This window comes from Ornithinibacillus gellani (assembly GCF_003730295.1).
GTDB lineage: Bacteria > Bacillota > Bacilli > Bacillales > Amphibacillaceae > Ornithinibacillus_A > Ornithinibacillus_A gellani.
Map to the genome: position 1 here is coordinate 116,727 of NZ_QTSZ01000052.1, position 26,639 is coordinate 143,365.

Below are 26,639 nucleotides of genomic sequence, written 5' to 3' on the forward strand. Positions count from 1 at the left end.
CCATGGTGCAGCATCTCATCAGATTTCAATCTGGATCTGTTCCATTTCTCCTTCAACCTCGATGTTTTCCGGGGCTTCTATCGTAATTGGAACTTGATGCTCACCTTCTGCAAGATCTTTCACATCAATTGTGAGCTGTATGTCCTCGATTTTTAGTTTACTAACATCCTTCTCATTGCCTACAACGGTTATACTCATTTCAGCTTTTTCAGGGTCAATGAACGTTACCTCTTGTCCATCTTCCTGATTCTCAATGGAAATTGGTACATTCTCAAACGTCTTGCTCTGCTCTACCTCTACGGTGACCTCCAGTTTTCCACCATCTGGAGCCTGTACACCATCTGGTAAATCCAACTCTGTTTCAATTTTGCCTGATTTGGTTATTTTCGATAAGTCAATTTCCTTTGTTTTAATTTCTTCCAGCTGATTTAATACATCGCTGGTTGCAAACACTTTTGTCTCATCAATATTCAATGTCATCGATACAAGTGCTAAATCATCTGGAAGTTTACCTGTTGTAGCCACACTTACCGGTACCGTCTTACTAGGATTATCGACTGGTACAGATACGATAACATTTTCAGGCTCAATTCTTGCATGCATTTCATTCCCTTGACTATCATAGACATTCACACGTACTTCGCGGTTTTTAATTGGTTCATTTATTCCAGCAACATCGACGAATACTTTCACAATAGCGATTTGTTCAATGACACTCTTGGAGCTTGTGATTTTGACCTTACCAGGACTAATCTCTGGTGTACCAACCTCATAGCCGGCAGGCAGCTTATCTGTATTGATCAAATCAACTGTTACATCGAACTCCTCTGTCGCTCGTTCTTCCAAGGTGACGTCAATTTGCTTTGGCTCAATATAAATGGAAAGCTCACTAGGCAGATTCGCATAATCCACTTCCACCGTATGCTCTCCTTCACCGTACTTCTGTAAATCGACAAATACATCGAAATTACGCTGTCGTACAGTTGGCGTCAAAACACCAGGTGGACCTTCCAATTTAACGGTGACAAACTCAGGCACACCACTGACGACATATTTTTCACTATCTACTTTAACCTGTACCGGCATGTCTTCAATCGTATCTTCTTTTTGTGATATATTCGGGAATAGAATCGTATCTCCTTGTTTCGTGTTAACATCCTCCATCGATACAAACGCATAAAGCACCACTGCAAAAATGAGTGAGAGAAGTCGAACAAACCATTTACTCTTAAACCAATTATCCATTCTTTTTCCCCCTCCATTTCCATGACTTCTTATCAGGGGCTTTTAAGTTCGTTGATAAATTTTCGCGTAAATAATCACGAAGCTCGTTATCGGATAATTCTCTTCGCAGCTCACCATTTTTCGTGACCGAGATAAAGCCAGTTTCCTCAGATACAACAATCGTAATCGCATCTGTTACTTCACTAACACCCATTGCTGCACGGTGACGCGTTCCCAATTCCTTAGAAATGAATGGGCTCTCTGAAAGCGGCAAATAACATGCTGCAGCAATTATTTCATTACCTTTGATAATGACCGCACCATCATGTAATGGTGTATTTGGTGTAAAAATATTTGTCAATAATTGATGGGTTAACTCCCCATTAATCGAAATTCCTGTTTCACTATATTCACCAACACCTGTTTCACGTTCAATGGTAATCAGTGCACCAATTCGGCGCTTCGCCATATAATTACACGACTGAATAATATGTCCAATGGATTCCTCCAATAGCTCTTCTTCCGATTTCGTGCCTCTGGAGAATATATTGCCTCGTCCAAGTTGTTCAAGCGCACGTCTGAGTTCAGGCTGGAATAATATGATAATAACGAGAAAACCCCAATAAATAGCCTGCCTCGTAATCCACTCAATCGTTTGCAGTTCCAAAATTAAACTAACCACACGAACAACAAGCACGACAACGATACCCTTGAGTAGCTGAATCGCCTTCGTACCTCTGATTAGCATGATTAATTTATATAAAACATACCAGACGAGAGCTATGTCAACGACTATTCGTAATAGATTTAAAAAATTGATTCCCCCATCAAGCATGTTTTCACTTCCTTTTTATTTATCATATCCTTTAACAATATGATGTATTAATGGTTCATATTATATCATATTTTCATCATCGATATGTAATTCACTACACCGACAGGGCAAAAAAATGTCCCACCAAACATATCGCCGATTTGGAAAGCTATATGGATATAGACATAAAAAAATACCCCATTTATATTAAAGGGTACTTTATCACAGATCAACTGGCTATAATTCCCTCACTTCAAGAACTTTTGTTGATCACAAGCATTGTAAGTGGGGGAAGAGCAGAAACCCCACTGATTGAAGTTTCACTTTATAATGAACTTTCCGTTGGTAAGTCATCTTTACTCCAAGCAACCTTCCAGCCGGAATCAACTTTTTCAATACGCATCCTACCATCCACCGATATTTCAGTGACAGTTTCTTCCCCATGCTTCAAGGCGATATCCATCGTATATTGGAAATTTAGTTTGTCCTTCGTATTATCGGGTAGATCCAACAATTCAAAAGCAATATCAACCAGTTCGACATCTACTTCATGAACGAGGGCTAATTGCAATCCGTGTTGGCGCATGATCAACATCTGTTCATCCAGTTCATCTCTTGTCGCAAATTTCTCCGCACGTTTTTCCAAAAAAGGATCCCACTCCGCCATGTTTTGAGGGATATCCGCATATTTCATTGTATAGACCGCTTGCTTATATTTCTCGCCTACAGCCATCGCTTGCTTTATATTTCGCTTTCCTTCTCCAGAAAAATAAAGCATTATCCCACCAAAAACAAGGACAACTGCTACAACAGCAATAATTTTTTTCATCCAATAACCCCTCCCTTAGCATACTTACCTGCCAGCAATCAACTTCTGTTCATAAAGGGAGGTCATATTTACCACAGATTAACTGGCTGTAAAAACCCCCGCTACAAGCGTTTTTGTTGATTACAAGAATAATGGGGGTATCAACAGCCAGTAAAGGCCTGATTGGTTCAACTAACAATCAGTGGGGCAAGTTCACCCCTGATTGAAGTTTCACTTTATTCAAAGCTAAAAACACCCCTAAATAAATTTTGCAGATTAAACCATATCCACTCGAAGACCTGATCAACCTTTTTAAATTCACCATTCACTTCACCAACAGAAGCCATTAATCCTTCCCCATTCAGTTGATCTTGAATCAGCTTCCCATTAATCAAGGTAACGTTGCCATCCACCGTACCTTCAATTTTTAAGTTTCCGTTCTTCACTACCAAGTCTCCATCTACCGTCACACCCTCTGGGACAATAACGGTATCGCCTTGGATAATGAGATCATCCTGTTTCGACACAGTCAGCTTACTATCCTGCTGCCATGCAGAAAATGCCCCACTCAACATGAGGATAAAAAAGATGGCAGCTGCTGTAATGACTGGGTGCATTTTAAACCAGCGCATATATTTAACATGTTTCTTTTCAGTAGGAAGTTTTTGCATCACCTGCTGCGTAAAATCGACAGGTGCCATCACTGGTTCTGCATTCTTGATCCATGAAATGGTTCGCTTCAGCTCATGAAAGTGCTTTTGACAATCTGAGCATTGTTCCAAATGCTTTCGCAGTTTGGTTTCATCTTCCCGTGATATATCTCCATCCAAAAAATGATGCATCAATGGTATAACATCTTTTTTACAATCCAAAGTGGATCACTCCTTTACACGTGACGAAGCTTTTTACGCAAAGCTTCTCTTCCTCTGTGAATTCTGGTTTTGACCGTTCCTAATGGAATATCCAGTATTTCACTAATTTCCTGAAGAGAAAATTCTTCCAAATAGCGTAGCATAATAATCGTTCGATAGATAGCTGGCAATTCGTTGATTTCGTGTTGAATATAGCTTTGCAACTCCATGCTTTGTACTTCCTCTTCAGGTAGCTTTTCATCCGTTGCTAGTTGTGAGTACATATCCAACCCATCCGTACCGGCAATTTCCGCATCTAAATGAAAGTCTGGTTTTCGTTTTCGCATTCTGTCTATGGACAAGTTCGTTGCGATTCGATACAACCATGTGGAAAATTTACGGTTTTCGTCATAGGAGTGGATATTTACATATGCACGAATAAATGCTTCCTGTGCGATATCCTCCGCCTCGTGCGCATTACCTAACATTCGAAAGCAATGCTGATAAATCTTGTTTTGAAAAAATAGGACCACATCCTCGTATGCAGCCTGATCCCCTTTTTTTACTTGTTTAATTTTATCTCTTATCACAACATCCATGATTTGTACCTCCGCTAATATGCGGTACTATTATAACGATTAACCGCCTCAAAAGGTTTCATTTAAATTCAAAGTTTTTATCTTTGCACTATTCAATCCATTTCAGCCCTCCTAATATGTGGAAGCAAACAGAATAATTCGCATCTACTTAGGAAAAAAATAGGATGAAATGGACTGTAATCTTACTTTATTGCCATACCCAATTTATCGAGGTAATTCGCGCGAAAATTTACACTTGCAAAAAACTAGATAATTACATAGTATAGTATACTGGATGGGAGGACAATAGCATGGTTAAATTATTACAGGAAATAGAACAATGCCGTAAAGAAATGATTGAGCTTGGGGTTGCCCATGGACTGACCTCCGACATAGTTGTGCAATCAAGCAAGAAGCTGGACCACCTACTCGTAACATACCAACGTCAACATTTCGGTTCAAGAACGAAGGCATAATTAAATTGGACATCACGTTTTATCATATATGTAAAAATCAAGATTGAATGGAAAAGAAGACATCAACTTTCCGCAAGAAAATTAATGTCTTTTTTCTATTTCACATTTTTTTCACTTTAATTTTTCACCGAATAAGGAACCTAGTAGACCAACAGCGATAGAGGCTGTTTTATTTTTGTCATCTAATATTGGGTTTACTTCAACAAATTCAACCGATGTAATCAAGTCGGCTTCCGAAAACATTTCCATTGCCAAATGGCTTTCCCGATATGTCAAACCTCCACGTACAGGCGTACCTACACCTGGTGCCTCAGTTGGATCCAAGCCATCCAAATCAAGACTTAGATGAACACCGTCTGTACGGTCCTTTAAATAAGCAACCGATTCTTCGACAACCTTCGACATACCCATTCGATCAACCTCATGCATCGTATAAACCCGAATTCCTTTATCACGAATTAATTCTTTTTCCCCAGGATCCAATGATCGAGCACCAATAATAACGATATTTTCCGGCTTCACTTTTGGAGCATAGCCGTAAATTGAAGTTAATACTTCATCACCAATCCCTAAACTCGCAGCGAGCGGCATACCATGTATATTTCCAGAAGGAGATGTTTCTCCAGTGTTTAAATCGCCATGTGCATCATACCAAATAACACCAAGCTCTCGATAATGCTTGGAAATACCCGCAAGACTTCCCATAGCAATACTATGATCTCCACCCAATATAAGTGGTAAGCGACCTTTTTCCACTTCTGCATCCACCAATTGAGCTAATGTTTCATTTGCTTCAACCACTTGTTTTACATTCTTCAGCTTACCAATATCCTTACCACCATCTGTATTCGGGCGATGAATCGTAATATCACCTAAATCCTGAACCGTAAATCCAAGCTCCTCAAGCTTTTCCATTGCCCCAGCGTATCGGATTGCGCTTGGACCCATATCCACACCTCTGCGACTCTGCCCCAAGTCCATTGGTACACCGATGATTGAAATACGTTGATTCATAATCTACCCCTCCCTGCCGCTATTTTACCTAATAAGGGATAGATGGCTCAACTCGACATCTTTTTGTATAATTATACACTTATGTAAGCTGTATCATCCTAAACCATTCATGGCCTATTTTCGATGATAAATTTGCAGGTCCAGTGGTTGAATGCCTGCCTCAAGCCATACATTTGTTAATTGCTTCGCAGTTTCCACGGAAGGCATAAAGGCAATACCACAGTCCCCACCTCCAGCACCAGACTGCTTACCAGCACCACCTAGTTGTTCTGCCGCATCACAAAGCGTTGCAAGTAACGGGGTTTCTAATGGAACGTCGGCATCCTCACCCAAGGTTGCTAAAGCCATACGATTCTGTTTGACACCTTGAAAAATAAGCTCCCAATCAGCAGCTTGAATCCCCTCAAATATATGTGCAACCGCCAAATCACTTTGCTTTATAAACGCAGCAAATCGAGCTGGTTTATCCCGCTTCATTTGTTGGATCTGTCCTACTAAATTCGTTGTGGAGGCCGGCTTGCCTGTCCAACCAATCCGAACTGCAATTGAATCTGGTATGGTAACAGGCGTTAGCTGCAAATATGGCCAATCACCATGCACAAGTGCTGTTATACTGGTGTTCTCTTCCCAAGCAGCAAGTAGCCAGTCTGCCTGAAACGATACATATCGTAGCACACCACCATAGGCGGACGCTGCAACATCTGCACCTGAACCGCTTCCTTGGACTAACACATGTGCAGTAGCAGCCAATTTAAATACCAATTCTGCTTTTGGCTTTTCTGGTAACACATATTCAAGTATGGCAGACACGACGGCAACTGTTACAGCTGCACTGGAGCCTAGCCCATATTTTCTTCCTGATACATCATCCAGCTCACTTTGAATGGATAAGGTGAAGCTTCCCCAATCATGAGATTGCTCCTCTAAGTAACGGCAGACCACAGACATGGCCTGTTGGACAAACTGCACGCGTGAATCATCGCGATAAATATGAACCTGTCCTTTTTGGTAGGACCAGGATAGCTCCTGTAATCCAAGATCTGTTAATGTCAAAGCTTGCTTTTCACTATCTTCAATGGTTGCATAGACAAAGCGATCCACCGCCATCACAGCGAGTACATGATGGGCCTCTAATACCGCGTATTCTCCGGCAATCATTAACTTGCCAGGTGCTTTTACAGTAATTGACGTTTGTGCGGACATCATTTATTACCCCCATTAAACAGCAAAACGATGAACTATGAAGCAGCTCATCATTTCGCCTCTATCCTGTTAAGCTTCATCCAGGTAAGATATGCCTTGGCCTGCGCGGCTAAGAATCACATCTGCCACACCAGGGACTTGACGTAAAGTCTCCTGAACCTGCTGCTCATTTTCCGGTAAATATAAAACCTTCACATTTGGCCCTGCATCTATTGTAAAGTAGGCAGGGATTCCCTGTTGACGTAGTTCACGAACGGTTTGCATAACAGTAAAAGTAGAGTCTTGCCAATAGGTAAATGGTGGAGCTGCACCAAGGGTTGTCGCATGCATTTTTAAACAATTTGCTTCCGCAGTCTGGCCAACTTTTGTAAAATCACGGCTCATAATTCCAGCTTTTATTTCATTTAAGTCAGCAGGAATACTGTTCACCCAGCTATCAAAGAAAACGGAAGTATCCACTGTCCGCTTCATCCCTGCACGACTAGACACATCCTTTGCCACATCTGACAGAACAACCGCTGCAACCCGAACATCCCAATGTTCCTGTGGTGCAATGGGAACTGCATAGGAATCGGAACCATCTATTTCATTTCCCATCTGCCATTCTGCAAAACCGCCATAAATGGAGCGGCAAGCTGAACCTGAACCCTGTCTCGTTAATCGTGACAGCTCTTCCTCGCTTAACTTCAAACCAATCGCACGTGACCCTGCCGCGGCAAGTGCAGCAAAACCAGAAGCAGAAGAAGCAAAGCCAGCTGCAGTCGGAACGGCATTATTAGAATGAATTTCTGCATATGAACCTTCACGTAATGCCATTTTGCGAATGAGATCGAGAAATGCTGAAACACGCCGATATGGTTCGTCAAGGATTCGTTCATCATTCAAAAAAAAGACATCCTCTGTCAGTTCTTCACGAAATTGAACCGTTGTTGTCGTATAAAAGCCATCTAATGTTAAAGAAAGGCTGTTGTTTGTCGGTAAAATAAGCGTCTCATCACGTTTCCCCCAATATTTAATCAATGCAATATTGGTATGAGCTTTTGCAGTCGCCTTCATCATATGTCTCCTCTATCCATCATATATGTATGGCTGCCCATTTGGCAGCTCTCATATCTCACTTTTTTATATTTAATCAGTGAAAAAAAGGATATACCATTGGAATATCCTTTTTTCGCTTAATTTTTCTTTTTCAAAACAAACGGCCATACAGCGTGCGCACCGAATTTCTTCAATTTATCGGCTAGCTGTCTAGAATGCACTTCATTTTGCGCAAGGGCAATGATGCATCCACCATTTCCGCCACCTGTTAGCTTGGCACCTAATGCGCCTTCCTGACGGGCGAAATAAATAAGTCGATTTAACGCAGCATCACTTACACCGAGTGCTTCTAATTCTTTTTGTGCCTCATCTAACATTTTACCGAGCACCTGTTTACCAGCCTTTTCCAAAGCATCTTTCGCTTGATAAGTAAGCTCACCAATTCGGTCCAATTGTTGTTGAATTTTTTTCGGCGCTGACTTAAATAAGTTAGCGACAGATTCCACCGCAGACCTCGTATCCCCAACACGTCCTGAATCTGCGACAATAAAATGAAAATCGTCATTCGGCTGGATGAAGCAAGTTGGATGTTCCTTTTCAAACCAAACTGGACACTCAGACGTAATCGTTAACGTATCGATACCACTTGGCGCACCATGCGCAAAGGTCTCAGCGATATTAGCGAGTTCGAGCACTTCATCAGCTAAATGCTCCCGATCCGCGTAGGCAAACAAGGATTTCACAACTGCAATAGCGACAGATGCGCTCGATCCTAACCCTTTCCCTGGTGGGATAGATGAATTAATTTGAATCAGCAAATCACGCTTCGGCAATTGTAAATAATCCAAGGTTGCTAAAATACTATCGGCAATACCGCGTAAAGAAGCAGGCACAGAATCAATCGGTCCATGATAAAATGTGCTATCGATTTTAATGGAACCTGGCACGTATTCAATAATAGATTCAACGCCAACTAATGGAAATGGGATGGCTATTGCAGGCTGTCCGTGTACAACCGCATGCTCTCCGATTAAAATTAGTTTACTATGAGCTACACCTATAGCTGTTTTTTCTGAAGTTGTTGCTTTTTCTGCACTCATTTTATATAACTATCCACCAATTCTTTAGCTTTTCCAACACGGATTTCCTTTGATTTTACTAATTGTTCAGCAATCACATCAACCATCTCCCCTGTCGCACCAGCAGCAATGGCAACGGAGCGGGAATGTAGCGCCATATGGCCTTTTTGGATACCATCTGTAACGAGCGCTTTTAATGCTCCGAGGTTTTGTGCCAACCCAACTGATACGATAATTTGAGCCAGTTCCTGCGCAGATGCCGTCCCCAATAGCTTATGTGCCAATTTAGAAACAGGATGTACACGAATCGAGCCACCAACTGTGCCAACTGACATAGGAAGTTCCAATTCTCCAACTAAATTTCCATCTTCATCAACATACCATTTAGTCATTGATCCATAATGCCCATCTTTTGCGGCATAAGCATGAGCTCCTGCCTCCACAGCACGCCAATCATTTCCAGTTGCAATGACGACTGGATCAATCCCATTCATAATTCCTTTATTATGTGTGACCGCCCGATACGGATCAGATGCAGCAAATTCATAAGCTGACACAACACCATCTCGAACTTCTTCACCTGTGAAACCATCACTAGCAAGCAGTTTTGGCGGAATCACACAAGTAGCTTTTGCAACACAACGATCTGCAAAATTTGATAAAATTCGCAAATAAACTTTGCCGTTTGTTATTTCTTCCACTGTCGGCGCAAGAGATTCCACCATCGTATTAATAATGTTGGCACCCATTGCATCACAAGTATTAATAAATAAATGAACAACCAACATTTTGGAATATGCGGAGTCCGCCGATTCATTTAAAATACGAACTTCCATATCCTCTGCCCCGCCACCCCTTGCTACTAAGCTCGGGTACGCAGCATTGGCTGACTCAATCAATTGCTCCTTTTCAGCAAGCAAAGCTTCCTTTGCAGCTTTAAAGTCATCACAACCAACGACCTGAATTTGTCCAATCATTACTCGATCAGATGCCTCTGTTTTGAAACCACCTGCATCGCGAACAATTTTTGCGATATAGCTGGCAGAAGCCACAACAGATGGTTCTTCCACCACCATTGGTATGATATATTCTTTATTATTAATTAAAAAGTTTAAACCTAAACCTAACGGTAAAGGAAAAGTACCAATTACATTCTCAATCATATTATCCGCTGTTGCAATCGGCAAAGCATGCTGAGGAGATAAACTGTTTAAATCATCCGCAGAAAATATTTCCTGCTCCCGCAACCATGCTTTCCGTTCATCAACGCTTTTTTTATAGAAGCCAGGAATTCTAGAAGACTTCATACTGTATCATCCTTTTGCATTTCATAGTAAATCCTGCATTTTCATATATTAAATAGATGACCTTTTTTGTTTAGATAGAAAGTTTCGTGTACCTTTTATGTGTAAGGCATCATATAAATTATAATATAAATATCGACTTCCTGCATCATGGATTTTCATCCACGCACACAAGTATCGATTTTAATTAAATTACTCTATCTATTATGGTGAAAAACACTCAAAAATGCAAATAAACAAGGCTGTATGATAAAAATCCAACAGCCTTGTTTATCTACATTTCCATAAAAATAGTTTCTATGCAAATTCTTGTAAAAGGATGAGCCATACAGGATTCGAACCTGTGACCCTCTGATTAAAAGTCAGATGCTCTACCGACTGAGCTAATGGCTCATAAGATTTAGTATTTCTGATCTTATTAGAACATTCATTTTGTTGACCCCTGCATCTTATAGATTATTCAGGATGCGAATGCTTCGGGGTTACTCGTAGCTTATTCGGTGGATGTATTGCCCTATCGAAATTCGTTGTTCGTCGTGTTGCAAGTATATTCGATGATGACGCACTCCTCACAAGCCTGCACATGGATGATTATCCAATGATGCTTGCGGCTTGCTCTACCGACTGAGCTAATGGCTCATATTTTGTTTATTGTTAGTTGTACCCTATCGTTATTTTTATAAACGTAGGTTTTCCTAATTTTGGCAACAAAAAAACTGGGCTACTAGGATTCGAACCTAGGAATGACGGGACCAAAACCCGTTGCCTTACCGCTTGGCTATAGCCCAATAAAAAAATAGTATGGTGGAGGGGGGCAGATTCGAACTGCCGAACCCTGAGGGAGCGGATTTACAGTCCGCCGCGTTTAGCCACTTCGCTACCCCTCCGTATCTATTTTTCACTATTCTGTTGAAAACATACACACAAAATGGTGCCGGCCAGAGGACTTGAACCCCCAACCTACTGATTACAAGTCAGTTGCTCTACCAATTGAGCTAGGCCGGCTTGATATAAAAGTTATTATTGATTAAAGCTTTTCGCCGATTGACCCCTGCATCTTCCAGCTTATTCAGGATGTGAATACTTCGGGGTTACTCGTAGCTTATTCGGCAGAAGCGGTGCTCGTTGCTCTACCAGTTGAGCTAGGCCGGCTTGATATAAAAGTTTATTGTTCATTAAAGTTTTCGCCGTATCGACCCCTGCATCTTCCAGCTTATTCAGGATGTGAATGCTTCGGGGTTACTCGTAGCTTATTCGGCAGAAGCGGTGCTCGTTGCTCTACCAGTTGAGCTAGGCCGGCTTGATATAAAAGTTTATTGTTCATTAAAGTTTTCGCCGTATCGACCCCTGCATCTTCCAGCTTATTCAGGATGTGAATGCTTCGGGGTTACTCGTAGCTTATTCGGCAGAAGCGGTGCTCGTTGCTCTACCAATTGAGCTAGGCCGGCTTGTTGTAAGAAGGGAAATGTAGTTAACATTTTCACCTTGTTGTACAGCATTGTATCTTTTAAAATAGCCCTTAAAAGTAAAAAAAGATGACCCGTACGGGATTCGAACCCGTGTTACCGCCGTGAAAGGGCGGTGTCTTAACCGCTTGACCAACGGGCCATACACAAGATGCTGGCTACTTGAACAGTACAAGCTCTCCAAACCAACGAATCTTATTATATACAGTATCTAAATGTTTGTAAAGGGGAAAAATCAATATTTTCCACAAAAGTTATTTTGGGTCCAAAAAAGGTATCTCCATCCAGTACATCGCCGGATGGAAATACCTTTTTTCACAAGCCTACGAACAGACTTACATCATATATAATCTTTTTTATTTAGTTTTTCATTTTGGGATCCAGTGCATCACGTAATCCATCACCAATTAAATTAAATCCAAGCACAACTAGCATAATAGAAATCCCTGGTGCAATCAATGTCCACGGTGCCAGCTGAATAAAATCACGTGATTCTGCTAGCATCTTTCCCCATTCAGGTGTTGGCGGCTGTGCGCCAAGACCGAGGAATCCAAGTGCTGCTGCTTCCAAAATAGCGGTGCCAAATCCAAGTGTAGACTGAACAATAATAGGTGCGATACTGTTTGGCAGAATGTGATGAAATAGAATTCTGCCATTTTTCATTCCTTGCGCCCTTGCTGCCATGATATACTCTTCCTCACGTAAACTTATCACCCGTGAACGCACAAGTCGTCCAAAGATAGGAATATTAATAATCGCAATAGCAATTAATGCATTTTGTAAGGACGCTCCTAAAATCGCAACAACAGATATTGCAAGTAAAATGCTGGGAAAGGCCAATAAAATATCGAATATACGCGATATAATCATATCAATCCAACGCCCAAAGTAACCCGCGATCACCCCAAGAAGTGTTCCAAATACAAGCGCACCTGTTACAGCAAAAAAACCAACCTGCAGCGAGATTCTAGCTCCATAAGCTATCCGCGTAAATATATCTCGTCCCAAATGATCCGTACCAAGCCAATGTTCTGCTGATGGCGGCTTTAATCGTTCCACCAGATTTTGTTCTGCATAAGGATAAGCCGTAATGAACGGAGCTAATAAACCAAGCAAAATAAAAAACAAAATAACCATAGCCCCTGTTGTTGCAAAGCGATTCTTACGTAGCTGCCTCCATGTATCCTTCCATGGGGAAAAAGCTTCTACCTCATTTAGATCCATTTGCTGTCCTATTTTGGCGGGGTTGGGCTGAAGCTGCTCTGAATAATTGCTTTTTTCGTCAATTTTCATCCATATCCCCCCTAATATTTAACCCGCGGATCAATATATGTATAGAGCAAATCAACAATCAGATTGATGATCACAAAAATAAATGCAACAACCAATATGCCAGATTGAATAACTGGATAATCACGATAATTGATTGCTTCATAAATATATCTACCAATTCCAGGCCAGCTAAAAATAGTTTCAGTCAGAATGGCGCCACCAAGCAGGACTCCTGTTTGCAAACCAATTACCGTTAATACCGGAATCATCGCATTCTTCAGCGCATGCTTATAAATAACTAGAAATTGTCCCGCTCCTTTTGCCCTGACGGTGCGAATATAATCAGATTTCATCACTTCAAGCATGCTGGAGCGTGTCATTCTGGCAATAATGGCCATTGGAATCGTGCCGAGGGCAATACTAGGTAAGATTAAATGCTTTAAAATACCAATGATTCTTGAAAAATCCAAATGCAACATCGCATCAAGTACATAAAAATGGGTAATGGCTTCCATCGGATCCCGATTGTTTTGTCTGCCATATGCCGGCAACCATCCAAGCTCTTGCGCAAAAATCCATTGTTCCATTAAAGCCAACCAAAAAATAGGCATAGAAACACCAATGAGGGCAACAAGCATCGCTAAAAAATCAAACCAGGAGTTCTGCTTCCAAGCACTGATAATTCCAGCATTGACCCCAATGACTACAGCAAAAATCATCGCGAATAACGTCAGCTCAAAAGTCGCGGCAATATAAGGCCAAATTTCTTTGGATATGGGTGCTTTCGAACGAAGGGATGTACCAAGGTCCCCCTGAAGTAAATCAGTCACATAGATGCTATATTGAATGGGATAGGGCTTATTTAGTCCCATTGATTCTTCGAGATTTTTGATGGCTGTTTCGGTAGCGGATTCTCCTAATATGGTTTGGGCAGGGTTTCCCGGGATCAGATGTACAATGGAAAAAGTAATCAATGTCATGCCAATTAATACCGGTATCAACATCAAAAGCCGTCTAGATATATATGCTGCCATCCTTTCACCCTTTCGTGAAAAATAACTCGTCCCATTTTATAACGGCCATGCGCTTCCGGCCCCATATTTGGGGGCCGGAGTGCTACTGACCATTTATTTGCTTAAAACGACTTCTTCCAGTGATTCACTAGTTGATGGATGTGGCACATAATTCTTAACCTGGTTCGTGGTTGCCATGACTGGTGTCGAATGAACGAGTGTTACCATTGGCGAATCCTCAGAAATTAAAGCCTGTGCCTGCTTATAAAAATCCGCACGCTCATCCTGATCGACAGAAAGCTTTGCCGCATCGAGCAATTTATCCACTTCATCATTTGCATAAAAAGAGCGATTGCTTGTGCCTATATTGCTGCCATGTAGTAAGCTGCTAAGGAAGTAATCCGGGTCTCCGTTTGTACCAGACCATCCAAGCATATACATTTGATGCTCGCCTTCCATCGTCTTTTCCAAGTATGGGGCCCACTCTTCGCGCACAATCTTAATATCAATCCCAACTTCTGCTAGATTATTTTGCACAATTTGCGAAACTGTTTCCGGGTCTGGCATATACGGTCGGGCAACTGGCATCGTCCATAATTCAATTTCCAAACCATCCTCAAAGCCAGCTTCTTTTAACAATGCTTTCGCCTTATCTAAGTCATAATCATAGCCTGGTACTTCATCGTTATAGCCTAAATAACCTGGTGGCAATGGATTCACGGCAGGATTGGCATAGCCTGCATAAAGTGCATCTGCAATAGCTTGACGATCAATAGCATGGTTAATGGCTTGGCGCACTTCCTTGATATCCAATGGTGCTTTCTCCACGTTAAAGCCGACATAGCCAAAATTATTTTCTGCCCTTGTATATAACTGCAAATTCTCATCTGCCTCAACACCCGCAGCATCATCTGGATTCAGGCCATCCATAATGTCAATCTCACCTGCTTTTAGCGCAATTAAGCGAGCAGCGTTATCTGGAATGACCTCAAAAATAACTTGATCAAGCTTTGGCAAACCTTCCTTACGATAATCCTCAAATTTTTCTACAACAATGGAATCATCCTTTTGCCAGCTTACGAATTTGAAAGGCCCTGTCCCTACAGGATGTTCATTAATTTCTGCGCCATATTCCTCTAATGCCTTAGGAGAGGTAATGGAAAAATAGGTCATCCCCATGTTCTGCAGGAAAAATCCAAGTGGCTGACTTAATTTAAACTCAATTTCGTGATCACCAAGCACATTGATTTCCTCAATCACATGGTCCTCATCACCTTTAAAGCCACCAAACATCGTGCCATACATAGAGTAAACATAGCCCGCATCGGAAAATGCATATTCATGATCGGGATCTGCCCATCTTTCAAAATTGATCTTAACTGCTTCTGCATTAAAGTCTGTCCCATCATGGAACTTGACCCCTTCCTCCAACTGGAATGTATACGTTAAGCCATCCTCTGATACGTCCCAATCATGAGCCAGGCCAGGCTTTAAATCGAAGGATTCCTTATCAAACTCCAATAAACCTTCTAAAATCTGCCTGGTAACCCGAGACGATTCTCCATCTGTTGTACTTCCAGGATCCAAGCTCTCGGAATCTCCACCCCTGGCAAATACTAGAACACCACCATCTGCCGCTTCCACATCATTGCCTTCTGCCTCCGCAGCCGGATCATCATTGTTACTACTGTCATTGCATGCCGCTAATACGAGCAGCACCGCAAGGCCAAACACATAAAAAAATAAAAACTTATGCTTCATGAAAAAATCCTCCTTTTTAATCATAAATGCAAGCTATTGTATTCTCATGGTGCCTTGATTATTCGTAAAGATGACATGCAACGTAATGGTCCTGGTCTACCATTTTGAAGGTTGGGCGCACCTCCTTACAGACAGACATCGCGACAGGACACCGCGTATGAAAAGCACATCCTGTTGGTGGATTTGCCGGACTTGGAATATCCCCCTCCAGAATAATCGCTTCCTTTTTTTCATCTGGATCTGGTATAGGTACTGCTGACAGCAATGCTTTTGTATAAGGATGCTTTGGATCGGCATAAAGTACATCCTTATCCGCCAGCTCTGCCATTCTGCCTAAATACATCACGGCTACCCGGTCACTAATATGTTTCACGACACTCAAGTCATGGGCAATAAAAATATATGTTAGCTGAAAAGCATCACGTAATTCTTCCATTAAATTCAATATTTGCGATTGCACGGAAACGTCCAATGCTGAAACTGGTTCATCACAAATAATTAATTTCGGATGATTGGCAAGCGCCCTTGCTATTCCAATTCGTTGTCGCTGTCCCCCACTAAATTGATGTGGATAGCGCGATGCATGATACGCATTTAACCCGACAATCTCCAGTAGTTCCCGCACACGTTTTTTACGTTCTGCAGCGTGCTTCATTCCATGAATGAGCAAGGGCTCAGAAATGATTTTTTCTACCGTATGTCTTGGATTAAGGGAAGCATATGGATCCTGGAAAATAATCTGCATATCGCGTCGAATTTTTCTTAGCTGTTCGGACTTCAACGAGGCAATGTTTTGGCCATCAAAGGTCACCTCGCCATCTGTTGGTTCAATCAGACGTAAAATAGACTTACCTGTTGTCGATTTTCCGCAACCAGATTCCCCAACGATACCCAGAATCTCCCCTTCCATTACGGTAAACGAGACATCATCCACTGCTTTTACCTCTCCAACCTTCCGACCAAAAACACCCCCTTTCACATCGAAGTATTTCTTAAGTCCCTTTACTTCCAATAGAGGTTTTGCCACCATCTGGATGTCCCTCCCGTTCGATTTCGTCATATAGAAAGCATCGGGCTGTTTGACCATTTTCCAGCTCATATAAGGCTGGATTCTCTTGAAAGCACCTGGTAAATGCCATCTCACATCGAGGCGCAAACCGACAGCCAACTTGTCCCACTCCGAGACGCGGAACCGTGCCGGGAATGGAATACAGCTTCTGCTCCCGTTCCGATAGTTTTGGTAACGAGCGAATTAACCCTTTCGTATACGGATGTTTAGGTTGTTTCAAAATTTCCCGCATCGTTCCCCGTTCCACCACCTGTCCAGCATACATAACGACTACCCGGTCGCAAAGCTCTGCCACAACGCCCAAATCATGGGTAATTAGTAAAATGGCTGTATTATTTTCCTCATTTAATTGCTTCATCAATCTTAATATTTGCGCCTGAATGGTAACGTCTAATGCTGTGGTCGGTTCATCGGCAATAAGTAAGTCCGGATGACAGGACATCGCCATGGCAATCATAACCCGTTGCCGCATACCACCTGATAACTGATGCGGATATTCGTCTATGATCGCTTCCGCCCTTGGAATACCAACCTGATTTAACAAATCTATCGCTTGGATTCTCGCCTGTTTTTTGGTGACTTTCCGATGAATTCGAATCGCTTCCTGTAACTGATTACCAATTGTAAATAATGGATTTAATGATGTCATCGGCTCCTGAAAAATCATTGCAATTTCATTTCCCCGTAATTGCTTCATCCGTTTGGGGCTTGCCTGAACCAAATCCTCCCCTTTAAATTGAATTTCTCCACCAATTATTTTTCCAGGTGGACTTGGGACGAGTTGCATGATGGAAAGGGAGGTAACACTTTTTCCACAGCCTGACTCCCCCACAATACCTACCACTTCACCTTTGCCAACCGAAAAGCTAACCCGATCCACCGCGGGGACCTCACCATGATCCGTAAAGAAATGTGTTTGCAAATCCTTTAACCGCAGAACCATATCCGGCACCAAATTCCCCTCCATTCCATATGAAAACAAACCTCCGTAATATACTTGAGTTATTCTACAAAAAAGGAAGAAACCCTCTAAAATATTCAAAAATATCCATTAATTCAAATATTTAAGATAAAAGTTAACATAGTCCATTTGAATTGACAAAAGGCTAAATTCCTATATTAGGGTGGGAATTTATTTCTCACGGAGTTGGGATTAGGTTATAATAAAGTTGAAATCTTTATGGAGGTGCACGTATGTCAGGTTTATTGCAAGGAAAGAACATCGTCGTCATGGGTGTTGCCAATGAGCGAAGTATCGCTTGGGGCATTACAAAATCACTGCACAATGCCGGCGCTAATTTAATCTTTACGAATAGACAAGAACGTTCTTATCAAAAATTATCCAAACTATTAGAAAAGAATAATATCGAAGCAAAGCTTATTGTGTCTTGTGACGTAGCACAGGACGAAAGCATCACAGCAGCATTTCAGGAAATAAAAGAATCTGTTGGCGTCATTCACGGCGTTGTTCATTCTGTTGCTTTCGCAAATCGTGATGAACTGAAAGGCGAATATGCCGATACATCACGTGAAGGGTTCCTTTTGGCCCAGGAAATAAGTGCTTATTCCCTTGTTGCCGTTACAAAAGCGGCAAAAGAAGTGATGACAGAGGGGGGCAGCATCGTTACCCAGACTTACTTAGGCTCAGAACGGGTCATTAAAAATTATAACGTCATGGGCGTTGCCAAAGCATCGCTTGAAGCAAGCGTCCGCTATTTAGCTGAGGATGTTGGTAAATACGGCATCCGCGTGAATGCTGTTTCAGCTGGTCCAATCCGCACACTTTCTGCAAAAGGTGTTTCCGGCTTCAATGATATCAACGCAACCATTGAAGAAAAAGCACCATTACGTCGAAATGTTGATCAGGACCAAGTAGGAGATGCAACACTCTTTTTCATTAGTGATTTAGCAAGAGGTGTCACAGGGGAAGTATTACACGTCGATTCAGGCTACCATATTATGGGACTGTAACGCACGAACGGACAAAGCCGCTGCCCCAATTCATCCGGAGGCAGTGGTTTTTTTGCATGTGAAGGTTCAAGAGGAGGACAGTCATAATGATTGAGGTATATACAGATGGCGCATCAATGGGGAATCCGGGAAAAAGCGGTGCAGGAATTTATATTAAAGCGGGAAAAATTACCCACTCTCACGCTATCCCACTTGAGGAAATGTCTAATCATGAGGCAGAATTCAATGCTGTAAGCTTAGCACTTGATATTTGTAAGGAGCATTATCCAGGAGAAATTATTTCCATACGCTCTGATTCACGAACCGTTGTCGATATCATGGATAAAGGAACAACAAAAAATCCCAGCTTTCAGCCATTACTTGAAGCAATCGAGCAGAAAGTGGGTTTATTTACGCACTGTTTTATTAAGTGGATTCCATCTAAAGAAAATACGCATGCAGATCAGCTTGCCAAACAGGCCATCCACGAACAATCGTAGAGAATGTGTTTACACATTCAAATTTACGATGTATTTGTGGACGGCCGTATTATAAAAGGCAACCGAATACTCAATCAGACGCTCACCAAGGTCATAGGAAAATCGTTCACGATGTAATAATGGTTGCTGTTCTATCTGAAGCAGCTCCGCAATCTTTTCATCTGGGACAGCAACACCGAACTCATCTTTAAATCGATGAAAACGTACACCTTGTTCATATAAAATTTCATACAAAGAATGTGTAAAATAATCCCGATTATTTGGTAGGTCAATATCCCCGGATATATAATGCTTAAAATGAATATAGGGCTTATCATTCAATGTATACAATCGCTCAATACAATAAGCACGCTTACCAAAGGCTTTAATTGCATGAAGATCTGCAGTTACAATTGATACATCAATCAATTGTTTTTGCAGCATATACCCTTCTTCAAGCAAGTACTCTGAAAAACGCTGCCCTTTTGACAGCTTGGATACCGCATGATTATCCAGCACTGTTGTCCCAATCCCGCTGCGTTTTTCTACATAGCCTTCTTGTACCAACTGCTCAACCGCTTTACGAATTGTAATTTTACTGACTCCAAATTCACGTTCAAGCTCCGGCTCAGGCGGAATCAATTCATTTTTGGCATAACGACCCGTAATAATCCGTTCCTTTAATATATCCTTTACCTGAAGATAGAGTGGCCCTTGCTTTAAATGTAAATTCATCCGCAATCTACCTTTCCATTTCTATTTCACTGCGCGTTACAAGCCTCCAAACCTCTTTCTCTGAGCTTCTTGGAGAATCCCCAGGCAGCATATGGGCTAATGCACCGGAAGCAGCAGCGAATTCCACTGTATCCTCCAGTGAATAGTCACTTAATAAACCGTGCAAAATCCCACTTGCAAAACCATCTCCACCGCCAATTCGTTCCAATATCCGGAACGCCTGCGGTTTGGAAAATACGAGACGATCCTGTTGCAGCAAGAAGCCTTGGATACTGCTTTTTTCATTCTGTGATTGTCTTATTGTACCAGCAATCGTTTGAATTCCAAACTGTTTTGCTACACTCGGTAATAAATCCTGAAGCTGCTCTTTTTGATCCGTTGCGGCAGTCTCCATCCCAAGTATAGAAATCGCATCCCGCTCCGTCATAAAACAAATATCTGTATGGGCGAGCATTGCCTCGTAGGTCGCTTTTGCCTGTTCTTCCTGACTAAGCCATAGTTTTTCCCGATAATTACAATCAAATACAACGGTAACACCAGCTTTTTTTGCCATTTTTGCAACCGTTAGTAATAGCTCTCTCGTTTGCTCAGATACAGCTAGACCAATGCCACAAAAATGAAGCATTGCTGTATCCTGCAACAGCTTCTCAAGTGGATAATCTGCTGCACTTGACTGACAAAAAGAACTTTCCTTTCGATTAGAATAAGTAACGACAGAAGCACGTCTATCAAAACCATTTTCCAAAAAATACATCCCCATATATGCACCGGTATGTTGTATGTCATCCGTAGCTATCCCTAGTGAACGCAGGTATGCAGCTGCAGCATCCCCAACGGAATTATCCGGTAAGGCGGTGATAATGGAAGCCGAATGACCAAACCGACTCATCGCAGCTAGCACATTAACACCAGTTCCTGAAAAAGACAAATCAAGACGGTTTGCCTGCTCCAGCTTCGTATAGCCAGGAACATTCAACTTCATCATCACTTCACCGAAGGCTTTTACCTTATTCACCATATGAATCGCCTAATTCTTTCATTACTTCGTACAGTTGCTTGACGTCTTCTATATTCGTCTTGCCTGTTTCCTTATCGATAATAGACGAATAAACATGTGGAATAACCTGCTTCACACCCGCCTGAAGTGCGATTTCCACAATTTCACGGAAGTTACTTAAGTCCAAGCCTCCCGTAGGCTCAATTGCAAAATCCGTTTCCGCACAACAACGAACCACATCCAAATATTGTTCCTTTGTTTCCAACCCATTCATCGGAAAATACTTCACTGCATTTCCGCCCATCGCCCGTATACGATCAATCGCTTCCGCTGTTCCCATTTCGATTGGTTCCCCGTCCCCAATCGCTGCCTTTACATAACCAACACGTCCTGCCGGGTGCACCAGTCCATTGATCCAGGATTCATTTTGACCAACTGCTTCCCTCGTTACGCCAACCTTAGAGAAGATTTGATTGACATGCGCTGGCGCAGTTAGCTCACTAATCTCCACAACTGCCCGCCATTGATTTGGGTCACCAGCACCTAAACCAATCGATACCGCATCATTGGTTGCCTGCTTGTACGCATCAAGAACAGGCAGTGCTTCCTCAGCAGTGGCAAATTGCTTAGATAGAACACCAATTAAGACATGGCCCTCTGTCGCTTCATAAATGTCACGTGCATTTTCTGGGTCCTTCGCTAACACATTTAAACAAATTCGATTTTGATAAAAGGATATTTTCGACATCTTATGCGCCCCCTAGTATCTGCTTTACTTTGGCAATTATTTTTTCTAAATCTCCAGCTTGGAGCGGACGTAAATCTAAATCAATGCTGCCTTCATTTGCATGGTAATCTCTCGTATAGACAGCCAAGTTACCTTCCTTTAATCTTGCAACTAATGTTAGCGCATTGCAAGCAGCTTCTTGTTCATCCACATGGATTCGACCACGATAAATCGGCCTGCCCGCCTCATCCTGCTCAATGGTCACCCGAACACCTGGAATCGCTTCTAATTCCTGTAGCTTCATGAGCTCTTCTTGTTGCTCTCTTGCTGGTCGTGGTCGCGCATCATAATGTTGCAACGCTGCCAACAGACCAAAGATTGCTTCCTTACCAACCTTCATGGCTCTTCCAATTCCCTTTTGATGTTGTGCTGCATACGATACGTATGTTTTTTTACCAGCCAAAATACCAGACGTTGGACCTTCCAAAGCCTTGGATCCACTAAAAATAACAACATCAGCCCTTTCGGAATAGGACTGTGGATGATCTTCAGCGGCTGCATCAAGAATGAGAGGTACATTGTATCTCTGGCACAACGCGTAAACATCATCCAATGCCGGCATGTTTTTTTGTACGGCATGATGAGATTGAATAAATAAGACGGCAGCAGTCTGTTCACTAATTGACTGCTCCAATTGCTCAAGTCGACAGCCATTGGCATAGCCTGCTTCTACCGGAATACCGCCACCGAGCCGAATCATGGTTTCCACCGGGGCGCCATAATCCACATTATGTCCCTTCATCAGCAATATTTCCCGTTGAACCTGCGGGGCAGGCGCATATATATTTTCAACCAACTGGTGTTTATCCTTTGCTATCGCACCTGCGATGGACAGCGCAATGCCAGCAGAAGCTGAATTGACAATCAAAGCAGCTTCCGTTCCCAGCATTCCTGCCACAGCTTGACCGGATTGTGTTACCAAATCTTCCATTTCAAAATAATGCTTACCACCATACGCCATACCGTCAAGAACAACGTCGGAAAGTGTGGAAACTCCTAAAATACTCATTCTGCCACTTGCGTTAATTACTTGTTTCAAGTTCAATATACTCCCCACCTATCATTACTGCCTTCACTTTTATTGAAAAGGGGCTTTCCATTGTATGTCCATATGAATCCATTAATTGCATTGGCTTTTTCTCTACTGTAAAAAAGGTTGCATCAGCTGGGCATCCTTCACGTAAAACACCCAAGTCATCTCTACCAATAATAGCAGCCGGTGCCCCCGTAACAGCCCAAATGATTTCCTGCAAGGAATGTCCGAGTGCCAAAAACTTCGTCAATGTTGTTGCCATATCATAAACCGGTCCATGTAACTGGTTCCGCTGATAAATATCTGTCCCAATTGTATCAAAGGCAATCCCAGCTTCCTTTGCTTGTTTCGCAATTGGAAAGGAAAAACTGGAAGTACCATGACCGACATCTAAATGTACCCCACGCTTCATTGCCCTTAATAAGGCCGGATGCACCGCTTCAGGCGTCGCAAAAATATGATTATCCTGCTTCTGATGAAAACAATGGGTCACGACATCGCCCGCCTCCAGCACATCCAGCACCTCACCAATCGCTGGCGGCCCACTCCCAATATGCACCATCATTGGTAACGGCTCCTTCAAGCGTAATTGCTTAGCAAGCTGCAAAGGCTTAATGTCATTCATTTCGACCACACTTGCACTCATCCTAGCCTTTAACCCAACAATAAAATCAGGATGTTTCTCAACTGCTGCTTCTATCGCTGGTAAAGATATCGTCGATAAATCTGCTAATTCATTTAAATGCCGCAGTCCGCTGCGTGAGATATTTAATAAAGATAATACGCGCGTTTTTGCCTGCTGGGCTATTTCATAAAATTCATCTATATCATCCGCACCGCTACTCCCGGCGTCTATAATCGTTGTTACACCTGTGCGGAATCCAATTTCGTCGGGTTCAGCGCAATACGGTTCGTACTTTGGAAATGCATGGGTATGTAGATCAATCCAACCGGGGGATATATATACATCCTCCCCTGGTTTAATTTCCACACCATCACCTGCATATTTTTCAGTTATCTCTTGTATGATTCCATCTTTAACGGCAATATCAACAGTTTCTCCATTGATTTGCCTCGCGTTTTTTATTATTTGTGTCATCGTTAGCACTTCCTTTAACCCGCATCTCTTCCACACAAAACCAATCCACAAATCAAATAAACTTTCTACTATTATAAATCATTTTTACAGCAAATGCGCAAGCACCCATCCGTTTAGATTGGGACAGTGTTAATAATCGCTCAACCTCCAGACCAGGGAATGGAAATGGGACTAGGACTAAGCCGACGCTCGCCCCTCCCGAATACCTTAAACGATGCTGAATCCCTGCCCACCGAAGAACTTGCAGACGGTGCTGACGCTTGCCCTATCATAAGGCTTGACACCATTACTTCTTTCTTTTCATTTCTAAAGAAAGGACTGTCCTCTATTATTGAATGGATTGCTTTCCGACTGTAACTGGCAGCTTTCCTGCAATCTGCACCTTTCCCCAGATGGCATCGATAGCAGCCTGTAAAGCCTGCTCAGAAAATTCATACGTACAAATACCTGTCACCTGTGCTGGAAGATCGCCTGCATCATACGGACTCCGCATGGCTACGACAACAACCGTAACATCTAAATCAGCCAGTCTTTCAATGAATACACGTTGGTCTGGATGAGCTGCCAAATCGAGTGTCCCAACAATGACCGTGTCATACGCCTGCGCCAACTGGATCAGATCGTCCATGGCAGGTGCCGAAATATCATCCGGTAAAAATTGGACCTCCGCCTGTGCGCATGTTGCCTGGATTAATGTACCAAGCTGAATATTGCCATGCGTTTTATCCTCGGCCGGAGAACCCCCAACATTGGACGGTTCCATGACGAGCACCTTTTGCTGATCTGAGTTTACCAATGGCAGAACATCCGGGTTACCAATTTGGGTTGCACTATCACGATATACCCTTTCTGCTAGGTCATAATGTTGAGCGCTGCCAACAATGTCTGGCACAACTGGATCCGTATCCAAAGCAATTTGTTCCCAGTTCAAAAATTTATCCTTTAATGCTTGAAGTCGTCCAGCGGCAGCCTGTAATGCCTCCTCGCTCCATTCCTTCGCTTCGACAGCACGAATAGCTTCATCCAATCCACCTGTTTGCAGCTTTAAGGTATGGGAAATCATTACAATATCAGCACCCGCTTGTAATGCAGCTGCCGATCCTTTTTCAGTTCCTATCGATTTGGAAATGGCGTGCATTTCCATACAATCGGTCGTTACGACACCTTGATAATTCAATCTTTCTCTCAGTAAACCGTCAATCACACGCTTGGATAAGGTTGCGGGTTTACCAGCATCAGGTTCTACCGCTGGAAAATGGATATGTGCAGTCATCACCATATCCGCTCCCGCCTCCATACAAGCACGAAACGGCTTCAACTCAACCTGCTCCAGTCGTTCCATGCTATGGTCCACAGTCGGAAGTGCCAAATGAGAATCGACAGCAGTATCCCCATGGCCAGGAAAATGCTTAAGCGTGGCAATGACGCCTGCAGCTTGCATTCCCTGCATCATTGCCTTACCAAGATTAGCAACTTTTTCCGGGGATTCACCAAATGAACGAACCCCAATTACTGGATTAGCCGGGTTCACGTTCACATCGAGTACCGGGGCTAGATTCCAGTTAATACCGAGTGCAAGTAATTCTTTACCAGTTGCTAAACCAATGTCATAGGCATGGGTGACACTGTCCGCTGCCCCAAGCGCCATCGCTCCCGGAAAAACAGTCGTCCCCTCACCCATGCGACGCACTACACCATTTTCCTGATCAATCCCAATCAGGAGCGGATGCGTATAACCCGCACGCTTCGCTTCCCGCTGTAAATCCGTTGTTAGTGCAAGCACTTCTTCCGGTGTTCCAATATTTCGTACAAACAATATAATGCCACCAACATGGTAGTCCTGTATCAATTCACGAACCGCATCCGGAACGATCTTTCCATCAAAACCAATCACAAAAAATTGTCCGACCTTTTGTTTGATTGTTGTTTCCACCGTTTTACCTCCCATTTTTAAACCATCGTTTCATCATCAAGCAGCTGCTTCATATTTCGAAAATGTCTTTGAAACACCCCACATAATGATAAACGCGGTGACGCTCGCTCCAAAAAAGAAAAGTAATGCAGGAACTGTAATAAACGTTACATAATGCAACAGACCGATACTGATAAATAAGAAAACTGTCAGGATTGGATGGATTACCCCAATAATAAATGGCCATTTCAAATAATGTAGCGTTCTTAAATTAAAATGAACAAAAATCGGGAAAAAATAGAGCAAAATAATCACATACAATAAAGCGATCGCTAGAATACTGAACCGAACAATCAAGTAAGTTAGACTCGTTTGGGTACTAATAATCTGAAATTCAATCGACAATATATAACCTAAACCAAATAAAATTAGCCCAAACACGTTCGCCTTAACAAATTCCTGTCGATACGTTTGCCAAAACAATTTAAAGATCGCTATATCCTTTTCTCCCATATTCCATTTCCGCACAACTGCAAACATTGCTACTGTCGCTGGCATGATGCCAAATAGACCTAATCCAAGCAAGGTAAATATTACCCAAAGGAAATTCAAGTATGCGAGCCGGGTTATCCAAACCGAAAACGTATAATAACCATTAATAAATCCTGACATGTCTT

At 42.4% G+C, this 26,639-nt stretch carries 25 protein-coding genes and 5 tRNA genes; 3 read left to right on the top strand and 27 right to left on the bottom strand.

Annotated elements, in window-relative coordinates; translation table 11 throughout:
* Positions 1-18 precede the first annotated feature (18 nt).
* The 5 genes from DX933_RS17225 to sigW all read right to left on the bottom strand — a co-directional run bounded on the left by DX933_RS17225 (position 19) and on the right by sigW (position 4,296).
* Entirely contained in the window at positions 19-1,245 is a 1,227-nt protein-coding gene (locus DX933_RS17225; protein WP_123317677.1) for a CdaR family protein, read from the bottom strand.
* On the bottom strand, positions 1,238-2,059 hold the full coding sequence (gene cdaA, locus DX933_RS17230) for a diadenylate cyclase CdaA (protein WP_123317678.1): 822 nt from the start codon (positions 2,057-2,059) through the stop codon (positions 1,238-1,240). Before cdaA ends, DX933_RS17225 begins: the two co-directional genes overlap by 8 nt.
* A 304-nt stretch (positions 2,060-2,363) precedes the next feature.
* Positions 2,364-2,867, bottom strand: a complete 504-nt coding sequence (locus DX933_RS17235) for a hypothetical protein (protein WP_123317679.1) — start codon at positions 2,865-2,867, stop codon at positions 2,364-2,366.
* A 215-nt stretch (positions 2,868-3,082) separates the two neighbouring features.
* Positions 3,083-3,718 carry an anti-sigma-W factor RsiW gene (gene rsiW, locus DX933_RS17240; protein WP_123317680.1) on the bottom strand — a complete coding sequence of 212 codons (636 nt, stop codon included), beginning with the start codon at positions 3,716-3,718 and terminating at the stop codon, positions 3,083-3,085.
* Between the two features lie 14 nt (positions 3,719-3,732).
* Positions 3,733-4,296, bottom strand: coding sequence for an RNA polymerase sigma factor SigW (gene sigW, locus DX933_RS17245; protein ID WP_123317681.1), 564 nt, complete (start codon positions 4,294-4,296; stop codon positions 3,733-3,735).
* Between the two features lie 290 nt (positions 4,297-4,586).
* Between sigW and DX933_RS17250 the strand changes: the two genes are divergently transcribed.
* Positions 4,587-4,751 (top strand): aspartyl-phosphate phosphatase Spo0E family protein, encoded by a 165-nt coding sequence (locus tag DX933_RS17250; protein ID WP_123317682.1) that lies wholly within the window; start codon positions 4,587-4,589, stop codon positions 4,749-4,751.
* Positions 4,752-4,862: 111 nt separating this feature from the next.
* Here DX933_RS17250 and rocF read toward each other — a convergent pair whose 3' ends face one another.
* From rocF to DX933_RS17325, 15 genes are all read right to left on the bottom strand, one after another.
* Complete coding sequence (rocF, locus tag DX933_RS17255) at positions 4,863-5,765, bottom strand: arginase (protein WP_123317683.1); 903 nt, start codon at positions 5,763-5,765, stop codon at positions 4,863-4,865.
* Between the two features lie 114 nt (positions 5,766-5,879).
* The gene (locus DX933_RS17260; protein ID WP_123317684.1) at positions 5,880-6,968 is read right to left on the bottom strand and encodes a phosphomevalonate kinase; all 1,089 of its coding nucleotides are present in this window, start codon (positions 6,966-6,968) and stop codon (positions 5,880-5,882) included.
* A 69-nt stretch (positions 6,969-7,037) separates the two neighbouring features.
* Positions 7,038-8,024 (bottom strand): diphosphomevalonate decarboxylase, encoded by a 987-nt coding sequence (mvaD, locus tag DX933_RS17265; protein WP_123317685.1) that lies wholly within the window; start codon positions 8,022-8,024, stop codon positions 7,038-7,040.
* Between the two features lie 119 nt (positions 8,025-8,143).
* Positions 8,144-9,106 (bottom strand): mevalonate kinase, encoded by a 963-nt coding sequence (mvk, locus tag DX933_RS17270; RefSeq protein WP_123317686.1) that lies wholly within the window; start codon positions 9,104-9,106, stop codon positions 8,144-8,146.
* Complete coding sequence (locus DX933_RS17275) at positions 9,103-10,392, bottom strand: hydroxymethylglutaryl-CoA reductase, degradative (RefSeq protein WP_123317687.1); 1,290 nt, start codon at positions 10,390-10,392, stop codon at positions 9,103-9,105. The genes mvk and DX933_RS17275 overlap by 4 nt, the downstream gene beginning before the upstream one ends.
* Before the next feature lie 317 nt (positions 10,393-10,709).
* Positions 10,710-10,782, bottom strand: a tRNA-Lys gene (locus DX933_RS17280).
* A gap of 323 nt (positions 10,783-11,105) precedes the next feature.
* Positions 11,106-11,177, bottom strand: a tRNA-Gln gene (locus DX933_RS17285).
* Positions 11,178-11,191: 14 nt separating this feature from the next.
* Positions 11,192-11,276 (bottom strand) — tRNA-Tyr (locus DX933_RS17290).
* A gap of 42 nt (positions 11,277-11,318) precedes the next feature.
* Positions 11,319-11,394 (bottom strand) — tRNA-Thr (locus DX933_RS17295).
* A gap of 531 nt (positions 11,395-11,925) precedes the next feature.
* Positions 11,926-11,997 (bottom strand) — tRNA-Glu (locus DX933_RS17300).
* A gap of 218 nt (positions 11,998-12,215) precedes the next feature.
* Positions 12,216-13,079 (bottom strand): nickel transporter permease, encoded by an 864-nt coding sequence (gene nikC, locus DX933_RS17305; protein ID WP_123317717.1) that lies wholly within the window; start codon positions 13,077-13,079, stop codon positions 12,216-12,218.
* Positions 13,080-13,159: 80 nt separating this feature from the next.
* Entirely contained in the window at positions 13,160-14,161 is a 1,002-nt protein-coding gene (locus DX933_RS17310; RefSeq protein WP_123317688.1) for an ABC transporter permease, read from the bottom strand.
* 93 nt (positions 14,162-14,254) lie between these two features.
* Positions 14,255-15,901, bottom strand: coding sequence for an ABC transporter substrate-binding protein (locus DX933_RS17315; RefSeq protein ID WP_123317689.1), 1,647 nt, complete (start codon positions 15,899-15,901; stop codon positions 14,255-14,257).
* Positions 15,902-15,959: 58 nt separating this feature from the next.
* The gene (locus DX933_RS17320) at positions 15,960-16,928 is read right to left on the bottom strand and encodes an ABC transporter ATP-binding protein (RefSeq protein WP_123317718.1); all 969 of its coding nucleotides are present in this window, start codon (positions 16,926-16,928) and stop codon (positions 15,960-15,962) included.
* Positions 16,894-17,922: an ABC transporter ATP-binding protein gene (locus tag DX933_RS17325; protein WP_123317690.1), complete on the bottom strand. Its 1,029-nt coding sequence runs from the start codon at positions 17,920-17,922 to the stop codon at positions 16,894-16,896. Before DX933_RS17325 ends, DX933_RS17320 begins: the two co-directional genes overlap by 35 nt.
* Before the next feature lie 242 nt (positions 17,923-18,164).
* Here DX933_RS17325 and fabI point away from each other — a divergent pair, with 242 nt between their 5' ends.
* Both fabI and DX933_RS17335 read left to right on the top strand, forming a co-directional pair.
* Positions 18,165-18,941 carry an enoyl-ACP reductase FabI gene (gene fabI, locus DX933_RS17330; RefSeq protein WP_123317691.1) on the top strand — a complete coding sequence of 259 codons (777 nt, stop codon included), beginning with the start codon at positions 18,165-18,167 and terminating at the stop codon, positions 18,939-18,941.
* A gap of 86 nt (positions 18,942-19,027) precedes the next feature.
* Positions 19,028-19,420: a ribonuclease HI family protein gene (locus DX933_RS17335; protein WP_123317692.1), complete on the top strand. Its 393-nt coding sequence runs from the start codon at positions 19,028-19,030 to the stop codon at positions 19,418-19,420.
* Positions 19,421-19,429: 9 nt separating this feature from the next.
* Here the strand turns inward: DX933_RS17335 and DX933_RS17340 are convergent, their stop codons facing one another.
* The 7 genes from DX933_RS17340 to DX933_RS17370 form a co-directional block, all read right to left on the bottom strand.
* A complete protein-coding gene (locus DX933_RS17340) occupies positions 19,430-20,134 on the bottom strand; it encodes a GntR family transcriptional regulator (RefSeq protein ID WP_123317693.1) in 705 nt (234 codons plus the stop codon).
* A gap of 7 nt (positions 20,135-20,141) precedes the next feature.
* Positions 20,142-21,152, bottom strand: a complete 1,011-nt coding sequence (locus DX933_RS17345) for a sugar kinase (protein WP_123317694.1) — start codon at positions 21,150-21,152, stop codon at positions 20,142-20,144.
* Entirely contained in the window at positions 21,142-21,879 is a 738-nt protein-coding gene (gene dagF / locus DX933_RS17350) for a 2-dehydro-3-deoxy-phosphogluconate aldolase (protein ID WP_123317695.1), read from the bottom strand. Before dagF ends, DX933_RS17345 begins: the two co-directional genes overlap by 11 nt.
* 1 nt (position 21,880) lies before the next feature.
* Positions 21,881-22,975, bottom strand: a complete 1,095-nt coding sequence (locus tag DX933_RS17355) for a DgaE family pyridoxal phosphate-dependent ammonia lyase (RefSeq protein ID WP_397316846.1) — start codon at positions 22,973-22,975, stop codon at positions 21,881-21,883.
* A complete protein-coding gene (locus DX933_RS17360; protein WP_123317696.1) occupies positions 22,941-24,050 on the bottom strand; it encodes an amidohydrolase/deacetylase family metallohydrolase in 1,110 nt (369 codons plus the stop codon). Before DX933_RS17360 ends, DX933_RS17355 begins: the two co-directional genes overlap by 35 nt.
* Positions 24,051-24,378: 328 nt before the next feature.
* On the bottom strand, positions 24,379-25,983 hold the full coding sequence (gene nagZ / locus DX933_RS17365) for a beta-N-acetylhexosaminidase (protein ID WP_223806030.1): 1,605 nt from the start codon (positions 25,981-25,983) through the stop codon (positions 24,379-24,381).
* Between the two features lie 36 nt (positions 25,984-26,019).
* Positions 26,020-26,634, bottom strand: coding sequence for a YesL family protein (locus DX933_RS17370; protein ID WP_123317698.1), 615 nt, complete (start codon positions 26,632-26,634; stop codon positions 26,020-26,022).
* Between the last annotated feature and the right edge of the window lie 5 nt (positions 26,635-26,639).

Coding starts and splice junctions, on each gene's coding strand:
- mvaD (WP_123317685.1), bottom strand. CDS start 8,024: ATGAAGGCGACTGCAAAAGCTCATACCAATATTGCATTGATTAAATAT.
- DX933_RS17310 (WP_123317688.1), bottom strand. CDS start 14,161: ATGGCAGCATATATATCTAGACGGCTTTTGATGTTGATACCGGTATTA.
- DX933_RS17370 (WP_123317698.1), bottom strand. CDS start 26,634: ATGTCAGGATTTATTAATGGTTATTATACGTTTTCGGTTTGGATAACC.
- dagF (WP_123317695.1), bottom strand. CDS start 21,879: ATGTCGAAAATATCCTTTTATCAAAATCGAATTTGTTTAAATGTGTTA.
- nikC (WP_123317717.1), bottom strand. CDS start 13,079: ATGGATCTAAATGAGGTAGAAGCTTTTTCCCCATGGAAGGATACATGG.
- DX933_RS17225 (WP_123317677.1), bottom strand. CDS start 1,245: ATGGATAATTGGTTTAAGAGTAAATGGTTTGTTCGACTTCTCTCACTC.
- cdaA (WP_123317678.1), bottom strand. CDS start 2,059: ATGCTTGATGGGGGAATCAATTTTTTAAATCTATTACGAATAGTCGTT.
- rocF (WP_123317683.1), bottom strand. CDS start 5,765: ATGAATCAACGTATTTCAATCATCGGTGTACCAATGGACTTGGGGCAG.
- mvk (WP_123317686.1), bottom strand. CDS start 9,106: ATGAGTGCAGAAAAAGCAACAACTTCAGAAAAAACAGCTATAGGTGTA.
- DX933_RS17315 (WP_123317689.1), bottom strand. CDS start 15,901: ATGAAGCATAAGTTTTTATTTTTTTATGTGTTTGGCCTTGCGGTGCTG.
- DX933_RS17275 (WP_123317687.1), bottom strand. CDS start 10,392: ATGAAGTCTTCTAGAATTCCTGGCTTCTATAAAAAAAGCGTTGATGAA.
- DX933_RS17345 (WP_123317694.1), bottom strand. CDS start 21,152: ATGGTGAATAAGGTAAAAGCCTTCGGTGAAGTGATGATGAAGTTGAAT.
- DX933_RS17335 (WP_123317692.1), top strand. CDS start 19,028: ATGATTGAGGTATATACAGATGGCGCATCAATGGGGAATCCGGGAAAA.
- DX933_RS17340 (WP_123317693.1), bottom strand. CDS start 20,134: ATGAATTTACATTTAAAGCAAGGGCCACTCTATCTTCAGGTAAAGGAT.
- DX933_RS17235 (WP_123317679.1), bottom strand. CDS start 2,867: ATGAAAAAAATTATTGCTGTTGTAGCAGTTGTCCTTGTTTTTGGTGGG.
- DX933_RS17360 (WP_123317696.1), bottom strand. CDS start 24,050: ATGACACAAATAATAAAAAACGCGAGGCAAATCAATGGAGAAACTGTT.
- DX933_RS17250 (WP_123317682.1), top strand. CDS start 4,587: ATGGTTAAATTATTACAGGAAATAGAACAATGCCGTAAAGAAATGATT.
- sigW (WP_123317681.1), bottom strand. CDS start 4,296: ATGGATGTTGTGATAAGAGATAAAATTAAACAAGTAAAAAAAGGGGAT.
- DX933_RS17260 (WP_123317684.1), bottom strand. CDS start 6,968: ATGTCCGCACAAACGTCAATTACTGTAAAAGCACCTGGCAAGTTAATG.
- fabI (WP_123317691.1), top strand. CDS start 18,165: ATGTCAGGTTTATTGCAAGGAAAGAACATCGTCGTCATGGGTGTTGCC.